The organism is Kitasatospora sp. NPDC101108 (assembly GCF_055584725.1).
In genome coordinates this window covers 94387-107533 of record NZ_JBVJLM010000016.1, presented here as the reverse complement: position 1 = coordinate 107533, position 13147 = coordinate 94387, and the positions used below count along the sequence as shown (strand labels likewise).

The 13147-nt window shown below is 70.0% G+C and carries 8 protein-coding genes; 4 read left to right on the top strand and 4 right to left on the bottom strand.

Annotated features, from left to right (window positions below; translation table 11 throughout):
• Nucleotides 1–123: 123 nt before the first annotated feature.
• On the top strand, nt 124–1635 hold the full coding sequence (gene radA / locus ACZ6Z8_RS28740; protein WP_465612928.1) for a DNA repair protein RadA: 1512 nt from the start codon (nt 124–126) through the stop codon (nt 1633–1635).
• A 195-nt stretch (nt 1636–1830) separates the two neighbouring features.
• A complete protein-coding gene (disA, locus tag ACZ6Z8_RS28735; RefSeq protein WP_030284398.1) occupies nt 1831–2889 on the top strand; it encodes a DNA integrity scanning diadenylate cyclase DisA in 1059 nt (352 codons plus the stop codon).
• A gap of 152 nt (nt 2890–3041) precedes the next feature.
• Here disA and ACZ6Z8_RS28730 read toward each other — a convergent pair whose 3' ends face one another.
• Nucleotides 3042–3968: a hypothetical protein gene (locus ACZ6Z8_RS28730; RefSeq protein WP_465612927.1), complete on the bottom strand. Its 927-nt coding sequence runs from the start codon at nt 3966–3968 to the stop codon at nt 3042–3044.
• Nucleotides 3969–4160: 192 nt separating this feature from the next.
• Here ACZ6Z8_RS28730 and ACZ6Z8_RS28725 point away from each other — a divergent pair, with 192 nt between their 5' ends.
• Complete coding sequence (locus ACZ6Z8_RS28725; RefSeq protein WP_465612926.1) at nt 4161–5075, top strand: HhH-GPD family protein; 915 nt, start codon at nt 4161–4163, stop codon at nt 5073–5075.
• A gap of 76 nt (nt 5076–5151) precedes the next feature.
• Here the strand turns inward: ACZ6Z8_RS28725 and ACZ6Z8_RS28720 are convergent, their stop codons facing one another.
• Complete coding sequence (locus tag ACZ6Z8_RS28720; protein WP_465612925.1) at nt 5152–6744, bottom strand: MDR family MFS transporter; 1593 nt, start codon at nt 6742–6744, stop codon at nt 5152–5154.
• Between the two features lie 221 nt (nt 6745–6965).
• On the opposite strand from ACZ6Z8_RS28720, the gene ACZ6Z8_RS28715 reads away from it, so the two are divergent.
• Nucleotides 6966–7598: a TetR/AcrR family transcriptional regulator gene (locus tag ACZ6Z8_RS28715; RefSeq protein ID WP_465612924.1), complete on the top strand. Its 633-nt coding sequence runs from the start codon at nt 6966–6968 to the stop codon at nt 7596–7598.
• Nucleotides 7599–7705: 107 nt separating this feature from the next.
• Here the strand turns inward: ACZ6Z8_RS28715 and ACZ6Z8_RS28710 are convergent, their stop codons facing one another.
• The gene (locus ACZ6Z8_RS28710) at nt 7706–10057 is read right to left on the bottom strand and encodes an immune inhibitor A domain-containing protein (RefSeq protein WP_465612923.1); all 2352 of its coding nucleotides are present in this window, start codon (nt 10055–10057) and stop codon (nt 7706–7708) included.
• A 276-nt stretch (nt 10058–10333) separates the two neighbouring features.
• Nucleotides 10334–12853 (bottom strand): ATP-dependent Clp protease ATP-binding subunit, encoded by a 2520-nt coding sequence (locus tag ACZ6Z8_RS28705; protein WP_097237352.1) that lies wholly within the window; start codon nt 12851–12853, stop codon nt 10334–10336.
• Nucleotides 12854–13147 lie beyond the last annotated feature (294 nt).

Genomic DNA, 13147 nt, shown 5'->3' with positions numbered 1-13147 from the left:
CCCCTCCCCGCCAATCGCCGCGTATGTACTTCTTTCGGGTAACAACATCGCCCATCTGTGTGGACGCGCGGCGCGTCCGGTCGCGGTCCGCGGCTGTCACCCCCAGGCACTACCGTGGGCCGCATGCCTCCGCGTTCCAAGACCACCGCCAAGCCGCGCCCGGCCTACCGCTGCACCGAGTGCGGCAACCAGCTGCCCAAGTGGGTCGGCCGCTGCCCGGAGTGCAACGCCTGGGGCACGGTCGAGGAGTACGGCGCGGTGCCGATCCGCACCACCGCGGCCGGTCCGGTCAGCGCGCCGGCCCGTCCGATCGCCCAGGTGGACGGCCAGGTCGCGACGGCCCGCTCGACGGGCGTGCCGGAGCTGGACCGGGTGCTCGGCGGCGGTCTGGTCCCCGGCGCGGTGGTGCTGCTGGCCGGCGAGCCCGGCGTCGGCAAGTCCACCCTGCTGCTGGACGTCGCCGCCAAGGCGGCCACCGGGCAGCACCGCACGCTCTACGTCACCGGCGAGGAGTCGGCCGGCCAGGTCCGGCTGCGCGCCGACCGGATCAACGCCCTCTCCGAGCACCTCTACCTCGCCGCCGAGCAGGACCTGGGCGCGGTGCTGGGGCACATCGAGGCGGTCAACCCCGGCCTGCTGATCCTGGACTCGGTGCAGACCATCGCCTCCGCCGAGCTGGACGGCGCCCCCGGCGGCCCGGCCCAGGTCCGTGAGGTGGCGGGCGCGCTGATCCGCGCCTCCAAGGAGCGCGGCATGGCCACCCTGCTGGTCGGCCACGTCACCAAGGACGGCCAGATCGCCGGCCCGCGCCTGCTGGAGCACCTGGTGGACGTGGTGCTGAGCTTCGAGGGCGACCGGCACGCCCGGCTGCGGCTCATCCGCGGGGTCAAGAACCGCTACGGCGCCACCGACGAGGTGGGCTGCTTCGAGCTGCACGACGAGGGCATCGTCGGCCTGGCCGACCCGTCCGGCCTGTTCCTGACCAGGCGTGACAAGCCCGTCCCCGGCACCTGCCTCACCGTCACCCTGGAGGGCAAGCGCCCGCTGGTCGCCGAGGTGCAGGCGCTGATGGTGGATTCGCAGATCCCCTCCCCGCGCCGCACCACCTCGGGCCTGGAGTCGCCCCGGATCGCGATGATCCTGGCGGTGGTCGAGCGGCACGGCGGGGTGAAGCTCGGCAAGCAGGACATCTACACCGCGACGGTCGGCGGGGTGAAGCTGACCGAGCCCTCCGCCGACCTCGCGGTCGCGCTCGCGGTGGCCAGTTCCTCCACCGACACCCCGCTGCCCAGCAACCTGGTGGCGATCGGCGAGGTCGGCCTGGCGGGCGAGGTGCGGCGGGTGACGGGTGTGCAGCGCCGGCTGGCCGAGGCGCACCGGCTGGGCTTCACCCACGCCCTGGTCCCGCCGGACCCGGGCAAGGTGCCGCCGGGCATGAAGGTGGTCGAGGTGGCCGACATCGGCGAGGCGCTGCGGGCCATCCCGGGCCGTCGCCGGTCCGCCGCCAAGCCGCGCGGTGAGGGGCGTGGTGAGACCCCGTCGGCCCCGCCGGCGCCCCGCGCGGCGAAGGTCCCGGCGTACCCGGAGGAGCTGATGGACGGCTGGGAGCCGCTCGACTCCGACGAACTGCACTGACCCAAGCCCTGCCGAAGCCGCACGCAGTTAGACTTTCCCCAGTCTCATTGGCCAGAAGGCAGTACCGGAGCGGTACTGAGCGACAGAGCAACAGACCGCGGACCGGCGCACGGCGCGAGGCACGGGGTCGACCGGAGGAGTCACGTGGCAGCCAGCGACCGGGGGGCGGACAAGGCCTCCCGTGAGGAGGCCCTGCTGCGCGCCTCCCTCACCGCCATCGCGCCCGGTACCGCGCTTCGTGACGGCCTGGAACGGGTCCTGCGGGCCAACACCGGCGGCCTGATCGTGCTGGGGTTCGACCGGACCGTCGAGTCCCTGTGCACCGGCGGCTTCGTGCTGGACGTCGAGTTCAGCGCGACCCGGCTGCGCGAGCTGTGCAAGCTGGACGGCGCGGTGGTGCTGGACAAGGACATTACCAAGATCGTCCGGGCCGGCGTCCACCTGATGCCGGACTCCACCATCCCCACCGACGAGACGGGCACCCGCCACCGCACCGCCGAGCGGGTCAACCGGCAGACCGGCTACCCGGTGGTCGCGGTCTCGCACTCGATGCGGCTGATCGCCATGTACGTCAACGGCACCCGCCGGGTGCTGGAGGACTCCACCACCGTCCTCTCCCGCGCCAACCAGGCGCTGGCCACCCTGGAGCGCTACAAGCTGCGCCTGGACGAGGTGGCCGGCACCCTCTCCGCCCTGGAGATCGAGGACCTGGTGACGGTCCGGGACGTCACCGCCGTGGCCCAGCGCCTGGAGATGGTCCGGCTGATCGCCACCGAGATCGCCGGCTACGTGCTGGAGCTCGGCATCGACGGCCGCCTGCTCTCGCTCCAGCTGGACGAGCTGATCGCGGGCGTGGAGCCGGAGCGCGAACTGGTCGCCCGGGACTACTTCCCGGAGCGCGCCGCCAAGAAGGGCCGGACGGTCACCGAGGTGCTCGGCGACCTGGAGGCGCTGACCCACGCCGAGCTTCTGGACCTGCAGACGGTCGCCAAGGCGCTCGGCTACTCCGGCTCGCCGGAGTCCCTGGACTCGGCCGTCTCGCCGCGCGGCTACCGCCTGCTGGCGAAGATTCCGCGCCTGCCCAACACGGTGATAGAGCGGCTGGTCGAGCACTTCGGCGGCCTGCAGAAGCTGCTGGCCGCCAGCATCGACGACCTCCAGACGGTCGAGGGCGTCGGCGAGACCCGGGCCCGCTCGGTCCGCGAGGGCCTGTCCCGCCTTGCCGAATCGTCCATCCTGGAGCGCTACGTCTGACCGGTGCGCGGCAGAGCGCGGAACGGCCCCCGGAGAAACGCTTCCCCGGGGGCCGTTCCGCCTCCCAGGGGAAGCCCGACGCAACGGCCCCCGCAACGCAGGAGCCCCCGGCCGCGCTGCGGCCGAGGGCTCCGAACGGAAGTGGCGGAGGATCAGCTGTCCAGCCGGATCGAGGTCCGCGCCGAGACCTTGTCCCCGGAGAGCCCGGTGAGCTCCGCGAGCACCACGTACGTGCCGCTCGCCGGTGCCGTCTGGTCGGCGGTCGCGCACTGCGGCTTGCTGCGGCTGCGGTCCCAGGTGAAGGTCTCGGTCTGGCTGCTGTTCGCCGGGATCTGCACCCAGATGCTGCCCTTGTCGGGCGGGCAGTCGCCGGAGGACCAGACCCGGTCGTTGTTGCTGCCGCTGCTGACCGTGATGACGGAGGCGGTGCGGCCCAGGTCCACCCGGCAGTTGGCGCCGGAGGAGTTCTTGACCGTCAGGGCCAGCTTCGGCTTGTCCTTGGGCTGGTACGAGTTCTGGGTGCCCGCCAGCTCCAGGGCGACCTGCGAGGAGGAGCAGACCGGAAGTGCCATCACCTCGGGGGTGTTCACCGCCGGGGCCCCGCCGCCCGAGCCACCGCCCGAGCCGCCGGACCCGCCGGCCGAACCCCCGCTGGAGCCGCCCGCCGGAGCCGGGTTGCCCCCGCCGGACCCACCGGAGCCGCCGGACCCACCGGAGCCGCCGGAGCCACCCGAGCCGCCGGAACCCCCGGCACCGCCGGTGCCGCCACCGCTGAGGCCGACCTCGCTGCCTCCGCCGCTGGCCACCGGCCCGCTGCCGGTGCCGCCGGTGGCGGGGTGCGCCGCGGGGCCGCTCGGCGAGGTGCCGGGCGTGATCGTCTGAGCCGGCGTCTGGCTCTCGGACTGGGAGGGTGCGGCCTGGGCGGCCTTGTTCGGTGAGCCGCCGTCACCTCCGCCCTGATCGGTCATCAGCCAGGCGATCAGGGCGACGACCGCCGCGACGGCGACGAGCACGACGACGCGCCGACGCCAGTAGATCGAGGCCGGCAGCGGTCCCACGGGTTGACGCAGAGAGGGCACGATCAAACTCTACGAGACTGTGTGTGGCGATTGACTCACCAACACCGCACAGTCGCCCCTTCTTTCACATGATCCGCCATTTGATCCGTTCGAGGGAGACCCCGAACCGGGACTTCCAGGCTATTTCGCCCCAACCGGAACACAAGCCTCCCCTTCGGTCGCGCCTATCGGCCGTGGGAGGATCGAAGGGCCATGACTGCCATCACCGCCACCGAAGCCCCCTCGCCGCCGATGCCCCTGCCGCTGCTGCACTCGACCGTCATCGACTGGTACGAGTCCAGCAAGCGCGACCTGCCCTGGCGGACCGCGGACGCGACGCCCTGGGCGGTCATGGTGAGCGAGTTCATGCTCCAGCAGACCCCGGTGAAGCGGGTGCTGCCCGCCTGGCAGGCCTGGCTCACGCGCTGGCCGACCCCTGCCGACCTCGCCGCCGAGGCGCCCGGCGAGGCGGTCCGGATGTGGGGCCGGCTGGGCTACCCGCGCCGCGCCCTGCGCCTGCACGCGGCCGCCGTGGCGATCACCGAGGAGCACGGCGGCGAGGTACCGGACGACCACGCCACGCTGCTCTCGCTGCCCGGGGTGGGGGAGTACACCGCCGCCGCGGTCGCCTCCTTCGCCTTCCGCCAGCGGCACGTGGTGCTGGACACCAACGTCCGCCGGGTGTTCGCCCGCGCGGTGACCGGCGTCGAGTACCCGGCCACCGCCACCACCGCCGCCGAGCGCCGCACCGCGACCGCGCTGCTGCCCGATGACGCCGGGACGGCCGCCACCTGGGCGGTCGGTGTGATGGAGCTGGGCGCGCTGGTCTGCACCGCCCGCGGCCCGGAGTGCGGGGACTGCCCGCTGTTCACCGTCTGCGCCTGGCAGCGGGCCGGCCGCCCGCCGTACGAGGGCCCGGCCCGGCGCGGCCAGACCTACGAGGGCACGGACCGCCAGGTGCGCGGCAAGCTGCTGGCGGTGCTGCGCGAGGCGCACGGCACGGTGCCGCAGGCCCGGCTGGACGCCGTCTGGCCGGATGCGGTGCAGCGCGCCCGGGCCCTGGACGGCCTGGTCGCCGACGGCCTGGTGGAGCCTGTCGAACAGGGTGTCTACCGGCTTCCCCAGTAGGCGCGGCGACGACAGCACGACGGCGCCCCCGGAAGGCTTCGAGCCTCCGGGGGCGCCGTGCGTACGAGGGGGACCGTCAGACGGCCGCCGCCTCCAGCGAGGCCTCGGCCGGCTTCTCGCCCTTGCCGGTGCCGCGCAGCGGCACCTCGCGCAGGAACACCGCGGCGGCGATGGCGATCACGGCCACCCCCGCGCCCCACAGGAAGACGGTGTGGATGCCGTTGGACACGGCGTGGTGGAAGGCGTCCTGAACGGGTTCGGGCAGCTTGCGCAGGTCGGCCGGGCTCATCTCGCCCGGGTCCTTCCCCCCGCCGGCCGAGGCCTGAGCGCCCAGCCGCGCGGTCATGGTGTCCGTGACCCGGTTGTTGAACAGCGCGCCGAACAGCGCGACACCGAAGGAGCCGCCGATGGTGCGGAACAGGGTGGCGGTGGAGCTGGCCACGCCCATGTCCTTGAGCTCGACGCTGTTCTGCGCGACCAGCATGGTGATCTGCATCAGGAAGCCCATGCCCGCGCCGAGCACGACCATCCAGCAGGCCGAGGTGAAGCTGCTGGTGCCGACGCCCATAGTGGAGAGCAGGATCAGGCCGCCGGTCATCACGATGGTGCCGATGATCGGGTAGATCCGGTACTTGCCGGTCCTGGTCACGGCCTGGCCGACCACCAGCGAGACGACCAGCATGCCGAACATCAACGGCATCAGCAGCAGACCGGAGTTGGTCGCCGAGGCGCCCTGGACGATCTGCTGGTAGAACGGCAGGAAGAAGGTCGAGCCGAACATCACGAAGCCGACGATGAAACCGATGATCGAGACCAGGGTGAAGTTCAGGTTCTTGAACAGGCTCAGCGGCAGCATCGGCTCCTCGACCCGCTGCTCCACGTAGCAGAAGCCGATCAGCGAGGCGACGGCGAGCGCGGCCAGGCCGAGGATCTCCTTGGAGCCCCAGGCGTACTGCTGGCCGCCCCAGGTGGTCAGCAGCACGAGCGAGGTGATGCCGGTGGTGAGCAGGATGGCGCCCCAGTAGTCGACCCGGGCGGTGCTGCGGACCTTCGGCAGCTTCAGGGTGACGATGACCACGGCGAGCGCGACCACACCGAGCGGCAGGTTGATGTAGAAGGTCCAGTGCCAGTTCAGGTGGTCGGTGATGAAGCCGCCGACCAGCGGACCGCCGACGGTGGCGAGGGCCATCACGGCGGCGAACATGCCCTGGTACTTGCCGCGGTCGCGCGGCGGGACGAGCGCGCCCATGATCGACATGACGCCGACCATGAGACCGCCGGCGCCCAGGCCCTGCACGGCGCGGAAGCCGATCAGCTCGGTCATGTTCTGCGACAGGCCGGACAGTGCCGAGCCCACCAGGAAGATCACGATCGAGGTCAGGAAGCTGCCCTTGCGGCCGTACAGGTCGCCGAGCTTGCCCCAGATCGGGGTGGAGGCAGCGGTGGTCAGGGTGTAGGCGGTGACCACCCAGGAGCGGTGCTCGGCGCCGCCGAGGTCACCGACGATGGTCGGCATCGCGGTGCCGACGATCAGGTTGTCGAGCATGGCCAGCAGCATCGTGACGACCAAGCCGACCATCACGAGGCGGATCTCGCGGGGTGACCGCGGCTGTTCCTCCTCGGCCGACTTGTCCTCCGGTACCGGGCCGGCGGTCTTGGACTGTGACATGGGGTGGGGTCTCCCGGAGGTGGTTCGGACGAGCGTCGCGCCGTGTGGCGGCTCACTTACTTGTCGCCCGGCTAGTTTATCGATCGTCGGCACGGTAGGTTGTTTCCTAGCCGGTCGTCAAGCCAGTTTTAAGACCGGCTCCCTGGGCAGGGAGAATGGGCCCGGGGCGGACTCCCACCCTGGGGTCCGCAGCAGTCACCGACGCAGTCATGAGGCAGGCCATGGGCACTCCGCACAGCCCCCGCAGCGACACCCGGGCTCGCATCATCGAGGTGTCGCTGGAGCTCTTCTCGGAGCATGGCTACGAGCAGACCTCACTGCGCGAGATCGCCGACCGCCTGGGCGTCACCAAGGCCGCGCTCTACTACCACTTCAAGACCAAGGACGACATCGTCCTGGGCATCGTCGAGCGGATGGCCGCGCCGATCGACGAGACCATCGCGTGGGGCCGGGAGCAGGAGTGGAGCCCGGAGACCCGCGACGAGCTGATCCGCCGCTTCGCGGACGGGATGGCCGAACGGGCCCCGCTGCTGCGCTTCTTCCACGAGAACCAGCCCGCGCTGCGGGAGTCCCCGGCCGGACTGGCCTTCCGGGAGCGGATCATCACCATGATGCAGCTGGTGCACGGGCCGGAGGCGAGCTTCCAGGACCGGCTGCGTGCCGCGATGACGCTGTTCACCATCCACTCGTCGATGTTCCTGCTCCAGCAGGACGGCAAGGACCCCGTCCCCGCGGAGAACGTCTGGGGCGAGAAGGTGCCGGTGGCCGATCTGGACGAGGCGCTGGAGGCGGCCCGGACGGTCGCGCTGGAGATCGGCGGCCGGATCAGCCATCCGGTTCGGGCGGCCGGCTGAGGCGCCTGGCCGCGGAAAAGCGTCCGGCCCGCCCCCGCGCGGTGGCGGGGACGGGCCGGACGTGGAGACTTCAGTGCCGCGCGATCACGGCCTGACCGTCAGGACGATCAGTTGTCGACCGGGCGGACCCGGATCCAGGTCTCCAGGTAGTTCGCGGACTCGTTCTCGACCTCGATGCTGGTGCCGGTCTTCGGCACGTCGACACCGGCGTACTGGTCGTCCTTCGACCACCAGGACTTCAGGTCGTTGAACTCGTCGACGCCCTTGGACTTCGGGATGACCGTCTCGACGTCAGCCTTGTGCAGGGTCAGCGCCGGGACGCGGCGCGAACCGAAGGTGGAGTCGAAGCCCTGCATGCGAGGACGCATCAGGCTGCCGTCCGACCACTTCATCGGAGCCGGGTGCGAGTCGACCGGCAGGACGAGGCCGTGGCCCGGGTGGGCGCTGACGTTGTTGTCGGTCTGCGACGCGTCCCAGTACCAGATCAGCAGACCGGGCTGGTAGGAGTAGTGCTCGACCCAGTTGGGCTTCGCGGCCGAACCGAAGTTGTACGGGCCGGTCTTCAGCGTCTGGTCGAACGACACGTACTGCTTGTTCTCCGCGATGTAGTACTGCGCGTAGTCCTTGGTGTACGAGCCGCCGAAGCGGGTGAAGCCGGCGGCGGTCCAGCCGTTGTCGCCGTTCTCCACGTCGTCGCTGAACACGGTGGCGCCGTCGGCGACCACCGAGACGTTGTCGACCGCGAAGCCGCGGTAGTGCAGGCCGCCGTCCGTGGTGTTGCGGTAGCGGAACTGGATCTTCTTGCCCGCGTAAGCGTCCAGGTTGAAGGACAGGTCGCCCCAGGCGGCGGTGAGGCCGCTGAGGGCCGGGCGGCCGTTCTCCTTGGGCAGGGCGGCGCCGTTCCAGGTGCCGTCCACGACGGTCCAGGTCTTGCCACCGTCGGTGGAGACCTCGCCGAAGGCGTAGTCGAAGTCCTGCTCCAGCTCGTACCAGGCCTTGGCGTTGATGCCGGCCTTGGCCTTGCCGGTCAGGTCGATGTCACGGGTCAGCGTGACGTTCAGGTTGTCGGCGCTGCCGCTCCACCACTCGCTGTTGCCCGCGAAGGGCTTGTTGATGTCGGTGGTGATGCTCTTCTTCGGCAGGTCGACGATGAGCGCCTGCGGCAGGCTGGAGTTGTACTCCACCGGGCCGATGTGGTGCGTCGACTCGGTGCCCGCCTTGGCGCGGTCCACCTTCAGCCAGCCGAGCTGGTACTTGCTCCAGGCGTCGAGGTCGTTCGGCATGTCGCCGATGCTGTCCTTGCCCTCGCCGAGCCAGGAGCCGGAGGACATCAGCGACCAGAAGCCGACCGAGTTGTCGATGCCCTTGCCGGCGGTGTCGTAGAGGTCCGGCAGACCGAGGTCGTGGCCGTACTCGTGGGCGAAGACGCCGAGGCCGCCGTTCTCCGGCTGCATGGTGTAATCGCCGATCCAGAGGCCGGTGTTGCCGACCTGGACGCCGCCGAGCTTGTTGCCGTCGGGGCCGGCCTGGCCCGTCAGGTTGCCGTAGACGTACGAGCGGTGGGCCCACAGGGCCTTGCTGCCCTGCTTGCCGCCACCGGCCGACTTGTCCTCACCGGCGTGCACGATCTGGAAGTGGTCGATGTACCCGTCGGGCTGGTTGAAGTTCCCGTCGTGGTGCGAGCCGTAGCGGTCCCACTGGTCGTACTGGGCCAGGGTCGCCTTGATCTGCGCCTCGGTCTGACCCTTCGCCAGCTGGTCCTTGTACCAGATGTCGACGGCGTCGCGGATCAGGTCCTGGGCGCTGGCACAGACGTTGGAGCCGCAGTAGTCGGAGCCGTACCGGGCCTCGTTCCACGGCACCCGGACCCAGTCCGAGACCACGCCGTCGACCGAGTAGCGGCCCGAGGACTGCTTCTCGTAGAAGGTCTTCAGCGAGGGCTTGTCCTTGGAGAAGTACAGGTCCTGGTAGTGCTGCTGGTTGTAGTCGGCCTGCCAGGCGGTCGAGTTGTTCGTGGCGCGGTCGGGCGCCTCGATCTGGTTGTGCTTGGGGCCGGCCTCACCGCCGTACTTGACCTTGCCGTCGGCGGTCTTGGTGGTGTTGTCGACCTGGTCGCCGAAGTCGACCAGGATCGTGAAGATCTTGTCCGTGCGCTCACGGGCGAGCTCGACGTACTTGTCCTTGCCGAGCTTCACGCTGGTGCTGCCGTTGTGCTGCTCGACCTGGGCGGTGCCGTTGAGCAGCTGCTCGGTGGCGGCCTTCTTCTCGGCGTCGACCTTGGCGGTCAGCGGGCCCGGGATGTTGTGCTCAGTGTTGACGGCCTGGACCGCGTCGGCCGGGTCCTTCGGAACCGGTGCCGAACCGGCCGCCGCGGCGCTGCTCGGGAGCAGCCCCGCGCCGAGCGTGACGATGACCGCCGCCGCGGTGGTGACCGCTGCGGCTCTCCTGGTGGTCTTCAACGTTGTGACGCCCTCCCCGACCGAGCCGACTCTTGGCCAAGGCCCGGTAAACCAATATGAAAGACAGGTGGACGTCATTTGACCGAAGTGGGGCTGGAAAAGATAGACCTTGACCCTGACATGGCCACGGCGCTATGCTCGCCGATTTTCCGTCAGTTGACGGACAGTTTGAAAACCCCAGGTCGGGAGGCGTGTGCGGGGAGGCGGAACGCACCGAGCCCCCGGCGCGAACGCCGGGGGCTCGGTGGATGTGAAGTTGTCTGTTAAATGTTGCTTTTACTTCGTCAGGTCGGGACCGGACGAAGCGACCGCGGCCGGGGTGTCCGCGACGGCCGACTTCTCCTCGCCGCGGAAGGTGAACTTGGCGTCCTTGCCCTCGCCCTCCACGTCGACGACCACGATGTGGCCGGCCCGCAGCTCGCCGAAGAGGATCTTCTCGGAGAGGTGGTCCTCGATCTCGCGCTGGATGGTGCGGCGCAGCGGACGGGCACCCAGGATCGGGTCGTAGCCGCGCTTGGCCAGCAGCTTCTTGGCCTCGACGCTGAGCTCCAGGCCCATGTCCTTGTCCTTGAGCCGCTCGTCCACCTTGGCGATCATCAGGTCGACGATCTGGATGATGTCGTCCTCGGACAGCTGGTGGAACACCACGATGTCGTCGACGCGGTTCAGGAACTCGGGGCGGAAGTGCTGCTTGAGCTCCTCGCCGACCTTCGCCTTCATCCGCTCGTACCCGGTCTGGGTGTCACCCGTGGCCGCGAAGCCCAGGTTGAAGCCCTTGGAGATGTCCCGGGTGCCGAGGTTGGTCGTCATGATGATGACGGTGTTCTTGAAGTCGACCACGCGGCCCTGGGAGTCGGTCAGGCGACCGTCCTCCAGGATCTGCAGCAGCGAGTTGAAGATGTCCGGGTGGGCCTTCTCGACCTCGTCGAAGAGGACGACCGAGAAGGGCTTGCGGCGGACCTTCTCGGTCAGCTGGCCGCCCTCCTCGTAGCCGACGTACCCGGGCGGGGAGCCGAACAGCCGGGAGACGGTGTGCTTCTCGGAGAACTCGGACATGTCGAGCGCGATCAGCGCGTCCTCGTCGCCGAAGAGGAACTCGGCGAGCGTCTTGGACAGCTCGGTCTTACCGACGCCGGACGGGCCGGCGAAGATGAACGAACCGCCGGGGCGCTTCGGGTCCTTGAGGCCCGCACGGGTGCGCCGGATGGCCTGGGAGAGCGCCTTGATGGCGTCCTTCTGGCCGATGACGCGCTTGTGCAGCTCGTCCTCCATGCGCAGCAGCCGGGATGTCTCCTCCTCGGTCAGCTTGAAGACCGGGATGCCGGTGGCGGTGGCCAGGACCTCGGCGATGAGCTCCTCGTTGACCTCCGCGACGACGTCCATGTCGCCGGCCTTCCACTCCTTCTCGCGCTTGGCCTTGGCCTGCAGGAGCTGCTTCTCGTCGTCGCGCAGGGACGCGGCCTTCTCGAAGTCCTGCGCGTCGATCGCGCTCTCCTTCTCGCGGCGCACGTCGGCGATCTTCTCGTCGAACTCGCGCAGGTCCGGCGGCGCGGTCATCCGGCGGATGCGCATCCGGGAGCCGGCCTCGTCGATCAGGTCGATCGCCTTGTCCGGCAGGAAGCGGTCCGAGATGTACCGGTCGGCCAGGGTGGCGGCGGCGACCAGGGCGGCGTCCGTGATGGAGACCCGGTGGTGGGCCTCGTAGCGGTCGCGCAGACCCTTGAGGATCTCGATGGTGTGCGGCAGCGAGGGCTCCGCGACCTGGATCGGCTGGAAGCGGCGCTCCAGCGCGGCGTCCTTCTCCAGGTGCTTGCGGTACTCGTCCAGGGTGGTGGCACCGATGGTCTGCAGCTCGCCGCGGGCCAGCATCGGCTTGAGGATGCTGGCGGCGTCGATGGCGCCCTCGGCGGCGCCCGCGCCGACCAGGGTGTGCAGCTCGTCGATGAACAGGATGATGTCGCCGCGGGTGCGGATCTCCTTGAGCACCTTCTTCAGGCGCTCCTCGAAGTCACCGCGGTAGCGCGAGCCGGCCACCAGGGCGCCCAGGTCCAGCGTGTAGAGCTGCTTGTCCTTGAGCGTCTCCGGGACCTCGCCCTTGACGATCGCCTGCGCCAGGCCCTCGACCACGGCGGTCTTGCCGACGCCGGGCTCACCGATCAGGACCGGGTTGTTCTTGGTGCGGCGGGACAGCACCTGCATGACCCGCTCGATCTCCTTCTCGCGCCCGATGACCGGGTCGAGCTTGGCCTCGCGGGCGGCCTGGGTCAGGTTGCGCCCGAACTGGTCCAGGACCAGCGAGGTCGACGGAGTGCCCTCGGCGGGGCCGCCGGCCGTGGCCGACTCCTTGCCGCCGCCGGTCTGGTAGCCGGAGAGCAGCTGGATGACCTGCTGGCGCACCCGGTTGAGGTCGGCACCCAGCTTGACCAGGACCTGGGCGGCGACGCCCTCGCCCTCGCGGATCAGGCCGAGCAGGATGTGCTCGGTGCCGATGTAGTTGTGGCCGAGCTGCAGGGCCTCCCGGAGCGACAGCTCCAGGACCTTCTTCGCCCGGGGGGTGAAGGGAATGTGACCGGACGGGGCCTGCTGGCCCTGGCCGATGATCTCCTCGACCTGCTGGCGCACGGCCTCAAGGGAAATCCCGAGGCTCTCCAGGGCCTTGGCGGCGACGCCCTCGCCCTCGTGGATCAGACCCAGGAGGATGTGCTCGGTGCCGATGTAGTTGTGGTTGAGCATCCGGGCTTCTTCCTGAGCCAGGACGACAACCCGCCGCGCGCGGTCGGTGAACCTCTCGAACATCGTTTATCGCTCCTCAGAGCGGTCGGGCAGTTCGGGGTCCGTCCCCGCCCTGTCCTTCCGCATGCTAGTCCCGCTCAGCGGCGCGGCCCACGGATTCACTCCCCGGTAGAGGAGCGAGATGCTGCGCGACCAGCCGACACCAATCCCAACCTGATGCTGGGAATCGGTGTTCCCACAGGTGGGCCGGATGCACCGGAAACCGCTACGCCATCGGCGAACAAGAGCCGCCGGGGCGGAGCCGGACCCTCTTCGGCCGGTCGTACATGCTGCCCCTGGACGGGTCGAAGAACCCGT

Coding starts and splice junctions, on each gene's coding strand:
- radA (WP_465612928.1), top strand. CDS start 124: ATGCCTCCGCGTTCCAAGACCACCGCCAAGCCGCGCCCGGCCTACCGC.
- ACZ6Z8_RS28725 (WP_465612926.1), top strand. CDS start 4,161: ATGACTGCCATCACCGCCACCGAAGCCCCCTCGCCGCCGATGCCCCTG.
- ACZ6Z8_RS28720 (WP_465612925.1), bottom strand. CDS start 6,744: ATGTCACAGTCCAAGACCGCCGGCCCGGTACCGGAGGACAAGTCGGCC.
- ACZ6Z8_RS28715 (WP_465612924.1), top strand. CDS start 6,966: ATGGGCACTCCGCACAGCCCCCGCAGCGACACCCGGGCTCGCATCATC.
- ACZ6Z8_RS28705 (WP_097237352.1), bottom strand. CDS start 12,853: ATGTTCGAGAGGTTCACCGACCGCGCGCGGCGGGTTGTCGTCCTGGCT.